Annotated in this window: 20 protein-coding genes; 3 read left to right on the forward strand and 17 right to left on the reverse strand. The window is 41.3% G+C overall.

Annotation, left to right across the window (positions count from 1 at the left end; all coding sequences use genetic code 11):
- Positions 1–24: 24 nt before the first annotated feature.
- The 10 genes from CRI88_RS15255 to CRI88_RS15295 all read right to left on the reverse strand — a co-directional run bounded on the left by CRI88_RS15255 (position 25) and on the right by CRI88_RS15295 (position 8313).
- On the reverse strand, positions 25–456 hold the full coding sequence (locus CRI88_RS15255; protein WP_036116879.1) for a hypothetical protein: 432 nt from the start codon (positions 454–456) through the stop codon (positions 25–27).
- Positions 457–606: 150 nt separating this feature from the next.
- Entirely contained in the window at positions 607–1266 is a 660-nt protein-coding gene (locus CRI88_RS15260; protein WP_089932467.1) for an HAD family hydrolase, read from the reverse strand.
- A 19-nt stretch (positions 1267–1285) separates the two neighbouring features.
- Positions 1286–1516 (reverse strand): hypothetical protein, encoded by a 231-nt coding sequence (locus tag CRI88_RS15265; RefSeq protein WP_101966811.1) that lies wholly within the window; start codon positions 1514–1516, stop codon positions 1286–1288.
- A gap of 59 nt (positions 1517–1575) precedes the next feature.
- On the reverse strand, positions 1576–1926 hold the full coding sequence (locus CRI88_RS15270; protein WP_036116874.1) for a DMT family transporter: 351 nt from the start codon (positions 1924–1926) through the stop codon (positions 1576–1578).
- A 13-nt stretch (positions 1927–1939) separates the two neighbouring features.
- Positions 1940–2263, reverse strand: coding sequence for a DMT family transporter (locus tag CRI88_RS15275; protein WP_058844942.1), 324 nt, complete (start codon positions 2261–2263; stop codon positions 1940–1942).
- 415 nt (positions 2264–2678) lie between these two features.
- Positions 2679–2813 (reverse strand): hypothetical protein, encoded by a 135-nt coding sequence (locus tag CRI88_RS22965; protein ID WP_256375522.1) that lies wholly within the window; start codon positions 2811–2813, stop codon positions 2679–2681.
- A 77-nt stretch (positions 2814–2890) separates the two neighbouring features.
- Entirely contained in the window at positions 2891–4408 is a 1518-nt protein-coding gene (opuFB, locus tag CRI88_RS15280; RefSeq protein ID WP_058844943.1) for an osmoprotectant update ABC transporter permease/substrate-binding subunit OpuFB, read from the reverse strand.
- The gene (locus CRI88_RS15285) at positions 4401–5357 is read right to left on the reverse strand and encodes an ABC transporter ATP-binding protein (protein ID WP_036116868.1); all 957 of its coding nucleotides are present in this window, start codon (positions 5355–5357) and stop codon (positions 4401–4403) included. The genes opuFB and CRI88_RS15285 overlap by 8 nt, the downstream gene beginning before the upstream one ends.
- Positions 5358–5454: 97 nt before the next feature.
- Positions 5455–7251, reverse strand: coding sequence for a vWA domain-containing protein (locus CRI88_RS15290; RefSeq protein WP_058844944.1), 1797 nt, complete (start codon positions 7249–7251; stop codon positions 5455–5457).
- A gap of 3 nt (positions 7252–7254) precedes the next feature.
- On the reverse strand, positions 7255–8313 hold the full coding sequence (locus tag CRI88_RS15295) for an AAA family ATPase (protein ID WP_036116864.1): 1059 nt from the start codon (positions 8311–8313) through the stop codon (positions 7255–7257).
- A gap of 146 nt (positions 8314–8459) precedes the next feature.
- On the opposite strand from CRI88_RS15295, the gene CRI88_RS15300 reads away from it, so the two are divergent.
- The 3 genes from CRI88_RS15300 to CRI88_RS15310 all read left to right on the forward strand — a co-directional run bounded on the left by CRI88_RS15300 (position 8460) and on the right by CRI88_RS15310 (position 11320).
- Positions 8460–9839, forward strand: coding sequence for a hypothetical protein (locus CRI88_RS15300; RefSeq protein ID WP_101966812.1), 1380 nt, complete (start codon positions 8460–8462; stop codon positions 9837–9839).
- Positions 9840–10005: 166 nt separating this feature from the next.
- Complete coding sequence (locus CRI88_RS15305) at positions 10006–10764, forward strand: glucosaminidase domain-containing protein (protein ID WP_036116860.1); 759 nt, start codon at positions 10006–10008, stop codon at positions 10762–10764.
- A gap of 118 nt (positions 10765–10882) precedes the next feature.
- Positions 10883–11320: a hypothetical protein gene (locus CRI88_RS15310; protein ID WP_058844946.1), complete on the forward strand. Its 438-nt coding sequence runs from the start codon at positions 10883–10885 to the stop codon at positions 11318–11320.
- Between the two features lie 50 nt (positions 11321–11370).
- Here the strand turns inward: CRI88_RS15310 and CRI88_RS15315 are convergent, their stop codons facing one another.
- Genes CRI88_RS15315 through CRI88_RS15345 form a run of 7 tightly spaced genes read right to left on the reverse strand, consistent with a single transcriptional unit; the run spans position 11371 to position 17844 of the window.
- Positions 11371–12201, reverse strand: a complete 831-nt coding sequence (locus tag CRI88_RS15315) for a C40 family peptidase (RefSeq protein ID WP_058844947.1) — start codon at positions 12199–12201, stop codon at positions 11371–11373.
- Entirely contained in the window at positions 12198–12983 is a 786-nt protein-coding gene (locus CRI88_RS15320; protein WP_036116855.1) for a serine hydrolase, read from the reverse strand. The genes CRI88_RS15315 and CRI88_RS15320 overlap by 4 nt, the downstream gene beginning before the upstream one ends.
- A 7-nt stretch (positions 12984–12990) precedes the next feature.
- On the reverse strand, positions 12991–13923 hold the full coding sequence (locus CRI88_RS15325) for a S66 peptidase family protein (RefSeq protein ID WP_058844948.1): 933 nt from the start codon (positions 13921–13923) through the stop codon (positions 12991–12993).
- Positions 13920–14867: an ATP-binding cassette domain-containing protein gene (locus CRI88_RS15330; protein WP_082673763.1), complete on the reverse strand. Its 948-nt coding sequence runs from the start codon at positions 14865–14867 to the stop codon at positions 13920–13922. Before CRI88_RS15330 ends, CRI88_RS15325 begins: the two co-directional genes overlap by 4 nt.
- The gene (locus tag CRI88_RS15335) at positions 14857–15912 is read right to left on the reverse strand and encodes an ABC transporter ATP-binding protein (protein WP_082673764.1); all 1056 of its coding nucleotides are present in this window, start codon (positions 15910–15912) and stop codon (positions 14857–14859) included. Before CRI88_RS15335 ends, CRI88_RS15330 begins: the two co-directional genes overlap by 11 nt.
- A 13-nt stretch (positions 15913–15925) precedes the next feature.
- Entirely contained in the window at positions 15926–16900 is a 975-nt protein-coding gene (locus tag CRI88_RS15340) for an ABC transporter permease (protein ID WP_058844950.1), read from the reverse strand.
- Positions 16900–17844 (reverse strand): ABC transporter permease, encoded by a 945-nt coding sequence (locus CRI88_RS15345; RefSeq protein WP_089932476.1) that lies wholly within the window; start codon positions 17842–17844, stop codon positions 16900–16902. Before CRI88_RS15345 ends, CRI88_RS15340 begins: the two co-directional genes overlap by 1 nt.
- Between the last annotated feature and the right edge of the window lie 80 nt (positions 17845–17924).

The following is a 17924-nucleotide window of genomic DNA, read 5'->3' on the forward strand; positions in this document are numbered from 1 at the left end:
TAGCTTTAGTAGTTTAATATGGCGCTACCATTTAGGCTCAATGATAAATTTCCCCTTCAACATGTCTGGCTTTAAGAGCTGAATCGCCGATATCCCACTAAGTTCAATCGATTTGTGCGTACTTGTTTTTTCTAACCTCACCACGTCAGCAATCGAATTAGTATCATTTCCTTCATAATCAAAAGCGCGCAACAACGACACTGTGCCACGGCAACGCTCTTTATCAATCGCCTCGATACGGAAATACTCCGTTTCAAATTGTTTCACTGTATCCATTAACCTTAAATGAGCGCCACTATGTGTAATTAAAAAAAATGGAATCGTATCACTACCGACTATTTTGACAAGTAGCTGACCGAAATATTTAGAATGAAAATTCATCATAATATCCTGAAGATCCTTCAAATCACTTAAAGCTTCGCATAAAAAGTGATTTCTTTTCTTCTCACTGTTCAAATTGTAGCCCCCTCTCTAGTTTGAATATGTCTGTTGGTCCATGTAAGTTGCCCTCTCGTTATAATATGTAGCGACAAAAAATATGACGACTTTTTCACACAGAAACTAAAAAAACCTCTACCATAGAATGGAGAGGCTTTCTTCATGAGATCATTGAGAGAAACATGTCAGCAGTTCTTGTACATTATTCGGTTCTAATGTATCCATTGTATGATGCCCTGTGCCGAATGGTAATTGCTTCGTAATAGCATTTGGGATAACCACTGTATAAAGGCCCGCCGCCACAGCTGCTTGTGCGCCATTCGGTGAATCCTCAATCGCTATCGCTTCCTTGCCCTTTACACCTAATTGTTTAAGCGCCTGCAAGTATAGCTCTGGATCAGGCTTAACATTTGTCACGGTGTCCGCGGTACAATAGCAATCAAAAAAATCTTGAATGCCAAGCTTATCAACATACTGATCAATCCATTGACGACTCGAGCTACTAGCAAGACCAATTTGTAAACTCGCTTCCTTTGCTTGCTGCAGCAGTGTTAATATACCCGGTCTGAGCGTTTCCTTTTCCATTAATTGTGCATGACTTTGTTGAATAGATGCTCGAAATGCCTCCACATCTAATTTGATGTGATGATGTGTAACAAGATATGTATAAGGATTAAAGGCTTGAAGATTTGTACCAAGGCATTTTGCATACATTTCTAAGGATAACGCAACACCATAATGAGCATAGGCCTCCTTGAAAACGGTATACCACGCCGTTTCTGTATCAATAATCGTACCATCAAAATCAAAAACAATCGCTTTCAACATCCTACTTTCCCCCTTTGAACTAATCCAACGCTATCGTACTTCTATACAGCATGTTATCCTCTGCTTTTACTGTTCTATCCGTTGCTTTTGTTGTTCTATCCGTTGCTTTTGTTGTTCTATCCGTTGCTTTTGCATTTCTATCCACCGCTTTTGTTGTTCTATCCGTTGCTTTTGCGTTTCTATCCATCACTTTTGTTGTTCTATCCATTACTTTTGCATTTCTATCCACCGCTTTCACTGTTCTATCCACCTTTTTTGCAACTCTATCCTTCTTTTCCTGCTATCCAGTACTTTTACAACTCTATCCACCTACTCCTGCAAACTATCCATCACCTTGTCACGTTTATCCCCTTGATTTAACAAAATCACGCCGCCAATGATGAGGGCTATGCCAAGTGCCGAGTAGAGATTAAACATGTCGTGCCAAATAATCATACCTACGAGAACGGTTAAAGCTGTCCCAACACCTGACCAAATAGCGTAGGCTAGGCTTAATGGCAATGTTTTTAGGCATAAGGATAAGCTATAAAATGAAATGCCATAGCCAAGTGCCACCGCTAAAGAGGGACCCAGCACGGTGAAGCCTTCAGAAAGCTTGAGCATAGTTGTCGCAAAAACCTCACTTATAATCGATAATGTTAAAAATAAATAGCCCTTCATGCTGTTCAGCCTCCTAATGTCCACCTGCAAGATTGAGTACTACGACACCCAAAATAATACATAGTATCCCTATGACCTTCTTGCGATTAAATTGTTCCTTATAAAGGACAACCCCGACAATAGCCGTTAACGCTGTCCCTAAACCTGCCCATATGGCATAGGCTGTGCCGATAGGGATAACCTGTAATGTCAAGGCTAAACAATAAAATGCCGCTGCGTAGCCAACCACCACACCAACAGATGGCCAAATGCGCGTGAAACCTTCTGTGCGCTTTAGCATGGAGCTTGCAAAAACCTCTGCTACAATGGCGATCAATAAAAAACTAAAAACCATCATTCTTGAAAATCCTTTCTAGTTCACTTCTATCTGTCATCTTCTTCCTCAACATACTCCAATAGATTGCGCTTTACCAATCGTATTACCTTACCCGTTTTTAAATTAGAGAGATTGACCATCACCTAGCTGCATTTTACGATCCGCTTGCATACAATCTAAGCGAATCATTATGGTCATGTTCTCACTTCCTAAGCTGTTGCATCATCAGATAGGGGAAATAGGTATGGAATGCATTAGCTATCAAGCTCAACACGATCACACAGCATGAAATTATTTCCATTTTCACTATTAGCTAACGAAAATAGGATACCTTTTGTAAATTAGACAACAATCAATAAGACAATAGCTATGTATATTGTAGCAGTAAATAAAAGGGTCATGACATCTTTTTTGCATAATGCATATCCTTGCCTACCTAATCGGACAACAGCATTTCCAACCCTTTAAAATGAATAGAAGCCGCCATACTCCCCTTGGCTACTAATTGTTCTGATACCTTCATTGTTCCTACCAAAAGAATCACAAGCATCGTCAAGCCAAAAATCAGCATCCCCTTTCCTTCCTTTTTTATCCCTATCAATAATTATCGATAAAAATAAAACCCTCTAATGCTAGAGGGCCTGGCTTTTATTTTAATAATCCTGTCTCTACTAAAAATGCTTTTGCTACGTCTGCTGCGAGCTTTCCTTCCACATTTACTTGATAATTCATTTCTCGCATTTCATCGTCTGTAATATGGTTTGCTAGTTGATTTAATGCCTTTTCAATCTCTGGATAGTTTGTTAGCGTTTCTTTTCTTAGCAATGGTGCTCCTTGATAGGGTGGAAACAATGCTTGATCGTCCTCCAATACATGTAGCTTGTATTGACGAATTTCACTATCCGTTGAATAGGCATCCAGTAAATTGATATCGCCCGATTGTATCGCCTGATAGCGAAGCTTTGGCTCCATCGTTGCAAGTGTTGGAAACACAATCCCATAACGTTTTTGAATGCCAACATAGCCATCTTCACGGTCATTAAATTCTAATGTAAAGCCTGCCTTCACCTTCTGCTCTATCGCTTGCAGATCAGAAATTTTTTGCAATTGATACGTCTCCGCCAAATCCTGTGATACGGCCAATGCATACGTATTGTTATAGTTCATGGGGCTTAGCATGACCATATCAAATTGCGCCAGCATGCCATCTTTTGCCTGATGGTAGACATCGGCTTGGTTATGATTGATCGCTTCCTCTTTTAAAAATTCCGTAATAGCTGTGCCCGTAAATTCAGGGTAAATATCAATACTCCCCGATTTTAACGCATTGAATACAAACGAGGTTTTACCAAGCCCTGGCTTTAGCTGCACAGTTAAGTCCGTTTCCTGTTCAATCAATAATTTATACATATTGATGAGTATCTCAGGTTCAGAGCCTAGCTTTCCTGCTATCACGATTTCATCTTGTGGTTTATTACTAAATAGCGGGAAGAAAATAATGATGAATGCCGTCAAACTAACGAGACTCAATGTAGTCAATGTTTTTTTAAAGGACAGGGATTCTAATTTTTTGAGCAACACATCAAAAATCAATGCTAACATGGCTGCCGGTATAGCTCCTATTAAAATGAGGGCTGTATTATTACGGTCAATTCCAAGTAAAATGATGTCTCCTAATCCCCCAGCTCCAATTAAAGCAGCTAATGTGGCGGTCCCCACAATTAACACCATCGCTGTTCGAATACCTGCCATCATGACAGGCATGGCCAGTGGTAATTCTACTTTCAATAAACGCTTCGGTCTATTCATCCCCATGGCTAATGCCGCTTCCTTTAATGATGGATCGACTTCATTAATGCCCGTATAGGTGTTTCGCAAAATAGGCAATAGCGCATAGACGACTAACGCAATAATGGCGGGAACTTTCCCAATACCAAATAGAGGTATTAATAAGCCCAGTAAAGCTAAAGAAGGAATCGTTTGCAAAACGGCACTGATGCCGATGATACTTTCAGCTATTTTCTTTTTATTGGTTAAATAGATACCTAGAGGAATGGCAATGAGAACAGCAAAAAATAAAGCGATGAAGGATAGTTGGATATGTTCTAGCAATGCCGCTAGCAGTTGTGCCTTCCGTTCTTGAAACATCTCCATCACATTAGTCATGCGCAAGACCTCTTTCCTTTGAATCCTTTGCTAAATAGTGCAGCATAGAGGCTCTTGTCACCATACCGATGAGCTTGCCATCCTCCTCGACACCTAATAAGTCATGCTGGGCTAGCTTGTCAAAAATTGTCGCAAGTGAAGCATCCACAAGTATCGTATCCTGGAACTCGCTTGTTGTCATGATTGGTTGCATGATGGCATGGATAGTAAACGCATGCTCTACCTGATGCTTGCTACCAATAAACTGTTGTACAAAGTCATTGGCAGGGTTTTGTATCAATTCTTGTGGCGTACCTATTTGGACAATTTCGCCATCTTTCATAATACAGAGGCGATCCCCTAACTTCAGTGCCTCCTGCATATCATGTGAGACAAATACAATGGTTTTCCTTATCGTACGTTGCATCTCCAGTAAATCATCCTGGAGTTTTGTACGACTGATGGGGTCTAAGGCACTGAACGGCTCATCCATTAAGATAATCGATGGGTCAGCCGCTAAGGCACGAATAACGCCCACTCTTTGTTGTTCGCCACCTGATAACTCCTGTGGCTTACGCTGGCGATATTTTTCTGGTTCAAGCCCAACCATCTCCAGCAGTTCCTCCACACGCTTTTGAATTTTTGTTTTATGCCAATGTTTCAATTCTGGCACAATCGCAATATTTTCTTCAATCGTCATATGTGGAAACAGGGCGATCTGCTGTAATACATAACCGATACTCCAACGTAACTCATGGATATTATAGTCACTGATTCTTTTACCATTGATCCAAATCGTTCCTTCTGTTAATGGAATTAATCGATTAATCATCTTCAATAAAGTAGTTTTGCCACATCCACTAGGGCCGATAATGACAAAAAATTCACCCTTTTTAATTTCGACATTTAGAGCTTTGACAGCTGTATGGTCGTTATCATATTTTTTTGAGACATTGTCAAATGTAATCATCTGTCATCTCCTTTTAAATTTGCGAATGAAATGAGAATAAGTTCACTTCTATATTTCACCAACAACAGTTCTTTCAAACATGTGCAGGTAGGTTTGGCTATTTCATTCTAAATACTTCGCCTTTTGGCACAAACGGTAGCTTGGCCCCTTGTGGCAATACGAAGGCGTGCTCTCTTTTTATGGTTAAACGATCACATTGACCATCCGTAATAATAAGGATAGGACCATCCTTTGGAAAATCCTGCGCTTCTTCTAGTAAACGGACACCAGGCTGTAGCACCGTGCCTCCTCTGCCTCTTACTTTCACTTTAGACAATAGCTCTTCAGGTGCTAGATAGCCTGCATCATAGGCAACGGCATCACAAAATATCACTCGTACAAGGGGAACATCTCTGGCAATACTATAGCTCGCGATTGTGCCGAGTGCTTTTCCTAGTAAGAGACGATCCATAGAGCCTGAGGTATCAATAAGGACTGCGAAAGTACGCCCATCTTCCTCTCCGCTTTGATGAACCCATCTTGGTCTAGCTATATCAGGTGTCGATGCTTGCCTTCTACTTGGTCGTGCATACGTTCTGACCTTTTCTATTGGCTGAAACATGCGATCAAACCATTTGGCTAAGGCCACATCCCAAGCAATAGGTGGCTGTGCTAGACTACGAATTTCCTCAATGAGTCCTTGTGGTAAGTATCCTCTCTCCTGTGCCATATGATAGCTTAATCCTTGACTCAATGCTCTTCTATAAAAAGCATCCAAATCCACACCTGCCTTACCTTCCCAAAAGTCTGGTGGATTCGTTTCAATCATATCTACTGTGCCTTGCCCTCGAAAGGTTCTTAATTTGCGATACATCCTGATATCCGTAACAATGCGATCATAAATAGATTCTGCCGAGAGCCCTTTTAAGGCTGGATCATATAGCCCACCAAATGCTGGCATCTCGCCAATTTTCATATCGATGAGCCAGCCATTGATGACATAATCACAAGCAACATTCCATAGATAGGGATCACGTCCTTGTCTGCGCGTAGCATGGCTTAATCCCGCATGCAGCAGTTCGTGTGCCATTAAAAAGCGCATTTCCTCATCGGTCATCCCTACAGCCGTATTCAAATAAATCTCCTTCGTTTCCACTGCGATGGCGGCAACAGAGATATCCATTCTTGTACAAACAAGTGGGTCTTCAATTATGGTAAAATCCGCAGCTAAAGCACCAAATAAGGGATATGAGCTCATAAACCAAGCCTTTGCGCGTTGTGCTTGTGTTACCCTCGTTGTTCCTCCAAATGTGGTCTCTACCCCACCTGCTACAAGAATGGCGCTTTGCACTGCTTTCGATAAACCTTCTGCAAATAACGCAGCGTAATTGCTAGCGCCTCTATAAAGAACATTCGTTTTATTTTGTGAAATAATAAAATCCACTTGTCCTGGCATTGTACTATAGCCTTTCAAATCGTCTGGCACACCTTCGCGTAAAAATCTGTCATACAATTTTTCCTCTGAGCTAAAAGCTTCAAAAAGCGGATTACTCATGTCTTTAGGTGCTTGACCAAATTTTAGCTCTGCTAAAAACTTTGTAATATAGCAGTCACAGGCGATATTCCACAGTTCCTGCTGCTCTTTTGGTTGATGATGATGTAAGCCAAGGTGTAGCAAACAATGCGCTATGACATAGGCCCATTCGTTGGGCTGTCCTTTTTTATCTTGATTAACACAGATGACACCCGCGCTTGTGACGTAAGCCCAATCCTTTTGTGGCATACTTTCATATTGCATGTACACAGCATGACATAACGCCTCGAACAAGGGATGTGTACAAACAATCTCATGCCCACGCGCGATCGCTTTCTCATTTTTCTGCTCCTGCTGTGATGCTTTCTTTTTTTTGGCCATATGTTAACCGTCCTTTTTGGCTACTAAACGTGGTAAATCCCGAATAACCTCCAGCATAAACCAAGCGGGTAAAGCTTCACCCTTTTGCTCTGACACAACCATCTGTGCAATTTCTAAGCTAATGGACGCTAAGTCCTTGATCAAATCTTTGGCACGAAAGGCTAATTGTCGTTGATTCCCCTTCAATGTCGTATGCTCGTTTGGAAGCTCCTTCAGTAACTGCGCACGGAAGGATTGCGCCATGAAATAAAGCAAATCTCTTTCTTCCGGTCGATCTGGCCAACGCAATTCACCATTGATAATTTTGGCTAGATCATATTTACTTTGCACTTGTTTGATAAAGGCTTTAAATTGACTGGCAATATGTGCAGATAGGCAGCTGCTTGCTAATAGATCGATTGTTTGTTCTGGCAAGCTATTGCCGTATGCATACAAGCAATCACTTAGCATATGCCATGAACGTGGTGTAGAGAATGGTTCCTCTGTTTTCGGCGGTTCGCTCCATAAATGGTCGGGACGCATTTGAATATACTCAATCACATAGGGATGTATTTCATGTGCATAGGCCCATTCAAGCCAATCTTTGTGCGATGCCCTTAGCTGAACATGGACCATACGATTGATTAATGCTGAGGACATCGGTTTAACAATCGCATTATCCTGAGCACGATTGCCTGCGCCAATGACAATCGTGCCCTCTGGCAACGTAAACTCTCCAATTCTGCGTTCATGAATGAGACTATAAAAAGCTTTTTGTACTTCCTGTGAGCAAGCATTTAATTCATCTAAAAAAAGGCAATAAGGCTCATTTCGCGCAATCATTTTGGGTGGACAAAAAACACTGTAGCCATCCTTAATTTGCGGAACGCCAATGATATCCTCGGGTGCTAGCTGACTGCCCAATAACGAAACACAGGGCAAGCCTAATTCGCTAGCAAAATTTTCAACAATCGCTGATTTCCCTATGCCAGGCGCTCCCCAAATAAAGACAGGTCGTATCGTCGCTACATTCAGTAGAAAATCGTATAGTTGTTTTTGTGTAACACTAAAAATCGTATTCAATCAAAACTTCCTTTCAACTAATCATTTTAAAGGTTCATAATACCATTTTCTATTAAATTGTGCTTGTCTCTACCAATCTATGAAATTGACTGCCAATTACTCGCTGTGAGAAGATAAAAAAAATAGCAATAGAGAGGTCGTGACGTATGCACAATGTCTATCAATTCATGGCGATTTCCCAACTAGCTGAAAGATTTCCAGCAGACTCTTGGTGGGCAAAGTTTTACAAGGATTTTAGTGAGGATGATCTAGTAGCGTACTATGAGGGCGATTTGACACTTCCCTCTCTTGATTTGGATTGGGGTATGCCTTTTCCACAGCAAGATAAGACCATTCTTATTTTCATCAATGGCCATTTAACCGTTGACAACCTATACAATTTAGAAACAGATGGTGCAATTGGGCTGATGGTGATGGGCAATTTAATGGCTAAAAATATAGCGGTCGGTGGTCAGGAAATCTATGTAAATGGAAATCTGACGGTCGAGAATATTTTATGTGGCTCATACAATCATGGAGAAGCTATTGTTAACGGCAATCTTCAAGCAGCAACATTAGTTCAGGATGACGAGTATCGCATCAATGTAAATGGCCAGAGGTCGCTTCAGTGTATCGTAAATATTTGGCACGGAGACGGTATTTTTCAAGAACTCCCCATTCGTATTCAGGACATATTAATCGATGAAGTATTTTTAGACGAGGATGAAGATGAGGATGAGGTCGGCTTTTCATTCGCTTCACTGGTGCAAATTTTTAAAGAAGGACGTTCCGCACTCACTCATTTTACAAGCGTTCCTCAAAGGACGATAGCATCTTCTGTTTATTTCACGCACCATTCGATTAATGCGGAAAACATACTGAAACTGACTACATGTATTTTGATGACACCAGACAAGCCTTCTTTTGATTTGACGGAACAGGATGTTTATTTCATGATCCAGCGCGCACATACCAATGCTGATGGAGACAAACGCAATGATAGTGTTTATATGAAGACTTCTCAGTATCACTATTTTATTTGGCTTAATGAGGATCAATCCGTCTCCCTCTTGAGAAAAACACTAGAGGAAGAAGCTGAATGGTGGGATATTACAGAATCATCGCAGGCGCATTTAGTGGATATTCACGATCACTGGCTCATGCTTTTAACGTGCATCAATGTAGCAGAGCTTTACTTGCATACTATCGAGATACAATATGTACGACAAATTTTCCAGCAGTCAGCAATCCAAGAATTAGAAGAAGACCATGATGGTTTCTGGGATGGTTCCAAATGCTATAGTTTCCGTCAAGCCTATCTGGATGAGGATGGTGATAGGATACATGCTCGCATTGAAATTCAGACGCCTGACGAAGCGTATTATTTTTATACACTTGAAAATCAATCCTATGTTTCCCGTTATTATCAGCCTCCTCATTATTATGGTCTTCAAGAGCTATCTTATTTGAACACTAGACAATGGGAAGCCTCCGAGCAATATTTTGAGAGATTCAAACAATTTATGTCCCAAAATTTTAAAGTATAAGTGAGCAATAACGAGGAACTAATTAGCACTGGTAGCGTTCTATTAATGATGAAATCTATTTATTTAGACTGCTCTTTATTTCTTTTAAACTCTCTGTAATAATGAGAGATAGCTAAACTTTTAATAGAAGGGAGGGAGATGTGGTCACGACCAACATCCAGCTACAATGAAATACGTGCTAAACTTTTTTAAAGGACTTATGATTACCATTGTTGTTATTTGTATTTCGTTTTATATGGTAACACAGTTATTGAATACGACTGACAGAGAAGAGCCTGTCGTCATTGATAATGGCCCAAGTGTGGAGGAGTTTATTGGTGAAATCGCCGAAACTGCTCGGGACCTTGGTGCTGATAATGACCTATACGCATCCGTCATGATTGCCCAAGCGATTCTAGAAAGTGAGCATGGTCAAAGTGGACTAGGTTCTGCACCCAATTATAATTTATTTGGCATGAAAGGCAGCTACCAAAATGATTCCGTAACACTCGAAACATCAGAGGATGATGGTTCTGGTAATCTTTCCACAATCATGGCTGCCTTCCGCAAATACCCTTCCTATGAGGCATCCATGCAAGATTATGTAAAGTTAATGCGTAATGGCGTTTCATGGAACAAGGATTTTTACGCGGGCGTTTTCAAAAGCAACACAAAGGTCTATACAGATGCGACGGCGTTTTTAACAGGCTCCTATGCTACTGATTCATCATACAGTGAAAAATTAAATGCACTAATTGCAAAATATGATCTACAACAATATGACACCCCTGTGAAAGATAAGAAAACGATTACGGTGGCTGATGGGGATTCACTTATGAAGATTGCAGAGGTCTATAATGTAAAGGTGACATCAATTAAACAATGGAATCAGCTGCGATCAGATCGCCTTGAAGCAGGCCAACAACTTAATATCTATCATTATTAATCCAAAACCCTCCGTACTCAGCCAACAAACAAGCGTATGGAGGGTTTCTTATAGTGGACGAAACCCTTTCTTTTGTCAAAACGTCTTTATGTAAAAATACGGAAAGGGTAGACATATCATGACGCGCATACAACTGCTCAGTGTTATCACCGTCAACTTAATCCTTTTGCCAGTCATTCAGCTAAGCTATAACCTATTTTTCATTACGACCATAGCTGAAAGTATGTTTCAACTGTTGCTGTTTCCGCTACTTATCCTTTTGCTAAATTTAGCGCTTTGGTGTTGTCGACTCAAAATAGCATCCTCTATCCATTGGATCTTTATCTATGTCGGTCAAGGAACAGCTTTAGCCTGTTATTTTGTGTTGCATTATTGGCAATTAGAGCCCTATCCAGACATGCCCCCAGGTGAAGCAGCCTTTGATTTATGTATGATTACTTTTTTTATCGGTGTGTGGCAGCTAATAGCGTTACTGCTTGTGAATGTTAGTACATTAGTTATCACCAAAATTGGGATGTCCTTAAAAAAACTGGATCGACTTAAATCTCATTGTTGATTGGACAGACATGCCATCGATTTTTCTCTTATAAAAACTCAAAGAGAAGCCTAAATATTTGGCTTCTCCTGAAAAAAAGTACCTACTGCTACTATCGTCGTAGCTAAATCCTGTCGAAAGAGCGGATGTTTTTCATCTAGACTATTAATGGTCACTTCATTGCCTCCTAGTGATGAGTGGATATAAAGCTGATCGCCCATATATAAAGCAATATGACCAGGGAAATAGATTAAATCACCCTTTTGCATCTGGTCTTGGTCTATTTTGACAATCGGAAAGCCCTCTACTATTTTGGCATCTCGAAAAATATAAACGCCATTGAACAGATAGGCCATTGAACATAAGCCAGAGCAATCAATCCCTAAAGGCGATTTACCACCCCATCGATAGGGTGCTGTTAAATAGCTAAGTGCCGTTTCCACAACGTTTTCTCGAAACTGTGCCTCCGATAATGCCTGAACTGAAATTTTCGGCTGCAGCCATTTTGTCCGAACATATCCTGTTTGTCCCGATACGAGTTGAATGGCCGACCATTCTTCTGGTACATCCTTTAAAGACATGACTTTGACGAACGAGCCCTTTACAAGCGTGAGTCGTTTGGTACTTTGGATACGTGGTTGCTGCAAAACATCTGCAAAGCTTTGACGAATGACATGCTGTGCTTCCCGTTGCCACGTGGAGGCGATTGCTGCATCTAACAGTAAATCTGTCTTCTGACAATAGCCTTCATAGCGATAGGCTGTTTGGACATATACCCAAGCTTCATTCACCTCTTTGACAATATCTACTGTCATCCCATAAAGTACCTCATCGACTAATTCAGAAGCTGCATCTGGCTTGGCCTGTAAATTGGCAACCATTGCTGTCACGATAGCCTTCAACTGTGTCCCTCCTTTCCCTCCACCAACTGCGCATAAACAACCTTTGATAGACGACCGATTAGTTGGCGAGCCTGCTCATTATCCATCACGTTTGTCATAAAAACACCGATACTATAATCGATTGTGCTACTATAAACAATCCCGACATCATGATCGACCGTATCAAGCCCGCCTGTTTTATGTGCCAGCTTCACATCCTCCACAAGATAACGCTTTAAGGAGTCGTGCACACGCTGACGGCTTAAGATATCAATGACCAGTTGACTGTAAGGGGCTGTTAGTAGCTCTTGCCGATAGATACGCGTAAAAAGATGCGCCATATCCCGTGCTGACGTGCGATTGTCTATGCCCTGAGCTAGCCGTTCTACATCCATCATTTTTCGCTGTAACACCGTGTCCTGTAACCCAATATGCCGAAAATAGTCATTCAAAAAGCTCATCCCTACTTCATCAATTAAGACATTCGTAGCTGTATTATCACTCGTAATAATCATCCATACAAGAAGGTCATATAAAGTGCTTTGGGTAAGCCGTTGCTCACTTATCACGCTAAAACCCACCCAATCGTCTGGTGAAATCGGCAGCGTAGTATCAAGTGATAATTTGTTATGCTCTATATATGAGAGCAAGGCTATTAGAATTGGAACTTTTATGACACTGGCACTAGAAAATGCAGTCTCTAGCTGATGACTCGTAAGCAATTGATTGGTTGTGAGATTATGAACAAATAGATGTACGTTGTAAGGGGATTCCTGAACCATTTTTTCAATAATCTGCTCCATATAATACCTACTCAATCACATGGATTCGCTGGTTGTCCGCATCCATTGAGATCGTTCTTCCTAAAGGCAGCGACATCGTTGGTAAGCAATGACCACATGCCATTTCGGCTATAATTGGCTTACCTAGAGGCACTAGTATTTCTTGGAAAATCATGTGTAGTGATAAGCTATGCTCTGGCCTTTGCAGATTTTCAGGCCCACAATTAGTCCATGCTCCTAACAAAATACCTGCCGCGTCATCCAACTTCCCCGCCAGTTTTAATTGTGTAAACATACGATCGACCCGTTGTTGCGTTTCATCGACATCTTCTAAAAACAGAATTTTACCTCTTGTATCAATTTCATAGGGTGTGCCAAGTGACGCTGTAATCAATGTTAAATTACCACCAATTAGCTGACCTGTAGCATTCCCGCTGACAAGTGTTGACATGGGCTGGTTAGAGGGATTTTCTAAGTAGAACGACGTTTTGTCATTGTCCATAATCTGCTGCCTGAAGGATTGCCATGTGTAGTCGTCCATTTCCTGTCTAATAAATTCTGTGGATGGCATCGGGGTATGATACGTAACAAAGCCACATAGCTGTTGAAAGGCTATATGTAAGGCAGTCACATCACTATAGCCTGCAAATACTTTAGGATTTGCTCGAATCAGCTCAAAATCTAATTGTGCTAAAATCTTCGTCGCCCCATAGCCTCCACGTATACAAAAAATGCCGTCAATGGTCGGATCACCAAACATGCGATGGACATCTGCCGCCCGCACATCATCAGCACCTGCTAAATAACCATGCCTTGCGTGACAGGTCTCCCCAACGACCACCTTGAGCCCTAGCTTCTCAATACTCGCAATAGCAGGCTGCAGCTTTTCTGGTGGTGTTGCCCCAGAAGCACTAATAAGACCAATAGTGTCACCTTTTTTCAATGCCTTTGGACGAATCATGTTTTTCCCTCCATTTTCAGTGAAGTACGATAATGCGTTAGTTCCTCTTCATTGGCCAAAATAAAATGACCTTTCTCTACTTCAACAAATGAAGGAGGATTTTCCTCATAACGATGCTGTGACGGATCATACACTTCAACGATTTTCCCTCGTTCCTTATAGGGATTCGGCTCTGGTACTGCAGATAACAGTGCCTTTGTATAAGGATGCAGCGGATGAGTAAATAGCTTTTCTGTGTCTGCCAGCTCAACCATTTTCCCTTTATAAATGACCGCTGTCCGATCGGTAATAAAACGGACAATTGATAAATCATGGGCAATAAACAAATACGTTAAATGATTACGCTGTTGCAGACTAGCTAATAAATTCAATACTTGTGCTCGGATGGACACATCTAGGGCAGAGATAGGCTCATCTGCAATAATAAACTCGGGGTCCATCACTAAAGCACGAGCAATGCCAATACGCTGCCGTTGTCCTCCTGAAAACTCATGAGGAAAGCGGCTAGAGAACTCTGGCAGCAAGCCTACATTTAATAAAGCATTGCGAACCTTTTGCTGACGGTCAGCCTCATCCTTATATTTCTTTGAAGAGTATAATCCTTCGGAAATAATATAATCTACTTTTGCTCGCTCATTGAGGGAGGCCATCGGGTCCTGAAAAATCATTTGGATTTTCTGCGTAATTTCTCTATCCCACTCTTTCGAAATTTTGCCCTGTATACTTTTGCCATGATACAAAATTTGTCCTTCTGTCACCTCATTAATGCGCATAATAGCCCGACCAATCGTTGTTTTCCCAGATCCTGATTCACCTACAATGCCAAATGTTTCACCTTTAAAAATATGAAAGCTGACATCATCAATCGCTGTAAATTTATGTTTCCCTTTACCAAATACGACGGATACATTTTGCACTTCTACTAGCACTTCTTTATCGGTCATTAGCATACTGCCTCCCTTCTACAAAAAATGCTTGTAAAGCGGCTGGCGGCTCTACTTTTGGTGCAAGTGGATCTAATAACCATGTGCGCGCATAGTGGGTGTCACTGACCTGAAAAAAAGGTGGACGCTCTACAAAGTCAATTTTTAATGCATATGGATTGCGTGGTGCAAAGGCATCACCCTTTATTTCCTGAAAAAGATTCGGTGGCGTGCCCTTAATTGAATATAATTGTTCCCCCTTTGAGCCAAGCTGAGGTAAGGAGGAAATGAGTGCCCACGTATAAGGATGCTTACTATTAAAGAAAATTTCATGCGTTTCCCCGACCTCAATGACATCACCCGCATACATCACGGCAATACGATCAGCCACCTTTGCGACAACGCCTAAATCATGCGTAATATAGACAATGGATAAGCCATATTTCTGCTGAAGATTCTTTAATAGTTGTAATATCTGAGCTTGAATGGTCACATCTAAAGCGGTTGTTGGTTCATCACAAATTAAAATATTCGGTTTACAGGCAATCGCAATAGCGATGACAATACGTTGGCGCATGCCTCCCGAAAATTCATGTGGGTATTGCTTATAGCGTTTTTTCACATCTGTAATACCTACATCTGTTAGCAACTTTAATGTTTCTTCATAGGCTTCCTTGCCTCTTAAGCCTTGATGCATGACGACACATTCCTCAATTTGCTTCCCAATGGTTTTGAGCGGATTCAACGATGTCATTGGGTCCTGCGTTACCATCGCAATTTCCTTACCTCGAATACGCAACCATTCTTGCTCTGTCGTAAACTGAGTTACATCCTGTGCATTGTAAATGATTCGTCCTTGCTGAATGCTGCCATTTTTATCTAGCAAGCCCATAATGGATTTCATCAGCACCGATTTTCCCGAACCTGATTCACCAACAATGGCTAAGCTTTCTCCCTTGTAAAGGTCGAGTGAAATATCGCGGATAGCTGTTAAGACACGACCCCGTAGCGTAAACTGAATGATTAAATTTTGTATGACTAATATGCGCGATTTTTTCAATGTCACTTATTTCCTCTCCTTACACATGGTTTTTCGGATCTGCTGCATCTGCAAAAGAATTACCAATAATATAGAATGCTATCGTGATGACACTTAACACAATACTTGGAAAAATCAGCTGATAACGTAAATCTGGTGACATCATGAGTACGCGTCCTTCATTAATTAAATTTCCTAAGGACGGCTCGCTGATTGGTAGCCCTAAACCGATATATGTTAGAAATACTTCGGCTCCTATCGCAAAGGGAATAGCGAGGCTCATACGCAACATAATCACTGAAATTAAATAAGGTAATAAATTTTTTAAGATAATACGGTAATCAGGAGTGCCTAAACATTTTGAGGCTAGGTTGTATTCACGGTCACGTAAAATAACAATTTGATTGCGAATAAATCTCGCCATTTCCACCCATCCCGTTATACACATAGCTATAATGATCGTCGAAATACTTGGGCGTAAAATATAAGACATTAAAATGAGCACAATGGTTGTGGGGATATTATCGACAACATTATATAGCTGCGTTATCGATGCTTCTAATTTTCGTGAAAAGCCCCACAGTGTACCGATTGTAATACCGACTACTGCCTCTACCAAGGCTACGACACAGCCAATAAAGAGAGATGTTCTTGTGCCCGCCCAAATACGAGACCATAAATCCTGACCAATGGAATTCGTGCCAAACCAAAACTCTGCATTGGGGGTAATATTGCGTGCCTGCATCCCTGTTTGTTCATCCAAGTAAATTTCAGTTGGTGATTTTTGCGCTGGTAAATAAGGCTGGAGAATGGTGAAGCTGACAATAATAATCACTCCCACTAATAAAAAAACAGCTAGTCTATTTTTTAAAAAGGATTGCCATGTAGACCGCCAATAAGAGTAATTGGAATAGCCAGTTTCCTCTGCCTGTCTTGCGTCAACTTCAGCAAATTCAAACAATGTTTGACGGGACTTATTCGAAATATTATTGATTTCATCTGTATACATACCCATTAGCGCACACCCCCTCCCTTGCCTAATTTAATGCGTGGATCGACAAGTGCCATGGCAATGTCCCCTAAAATAAGTCCGATGATGCCAAGAGAAGAGAACACTAGCACTAAACCTTGCACAATCGTATTATCCTGACGCTGAATGGCATCCACGAGCAAGCCCCCCATCCCTGGAATGGAATAGAGCGATTCGATATAAATAGAGCCTGTAATCGTAAATAGAATGGTGGCAGGTAAGTATTGTGCCATTGGAATAAAGGCATTTCGCAGTACATGCTGGAACATCAATGTCCGCTCCTTCACACCCTTCGCCCTTGCTAGCTTAATATAGTCCTTGTTCAGTTCATCTACCATATATCGTCGCATCCACATCGCATAGGAGGCTGTCGGCGCCAACGCCATGGAGGTAAGTGGCAAAATCCAAGTAATCGGCCTGTACGCATCAAACAGCATCGGTAATTGAAAGAGTTCCGTAATATACATTTGAATGACTAAGTAGTAGACTGCTGCAGGGACAGCAACGACAAAGACGATATAGCCTGTCCCTAGCCGATCTAGCCAACGCCCCTTACGATAGGCCATCAAAATCCCTAACGGCACACCAATGAGTAGCGATAAAGCTACTGCCCCCAAACCAAAGAGCAGAGAATACATAATTTTATCCGCAATAATCGTCACAACCGGTACATCCGTACGATAAGTGACCGATTTGCCTAAATCCCCTTGCAACAAATTTTTATAAAAATTTCCTAACTGAACAAGCAATGGATCACGCAAGCCAAGATTTGTTAAATAAACTTCTTGCTGAGCCGGTGACATTTTATCGGCTGCCGCTCCTAAATATCCTTCCTCCGGCATTAATCGTAATAATGAAAAGACGATCGTGATGATAATAAAAAGGGTGAACACGGATTGTAAGAGACGTTTTCCTATATACTGCAACATGGCGCTATCCTCCTTTATCCAAAAGACTAAAGGAGATGCCGACTATTCTTTCGGTATCTCCTTTTCCTCTACGAAGCCAT

The organism is Lysinibacillus fusiformis (genome assembly GCF_002845985.1).
Taxonomy (GTDB): domain Bacteria; phylum Bacillota; class Bacilli; order Bacillales_A; family Planococcaceae; genus Lysinibacillus; species Lysinibacillus fusiformis_D.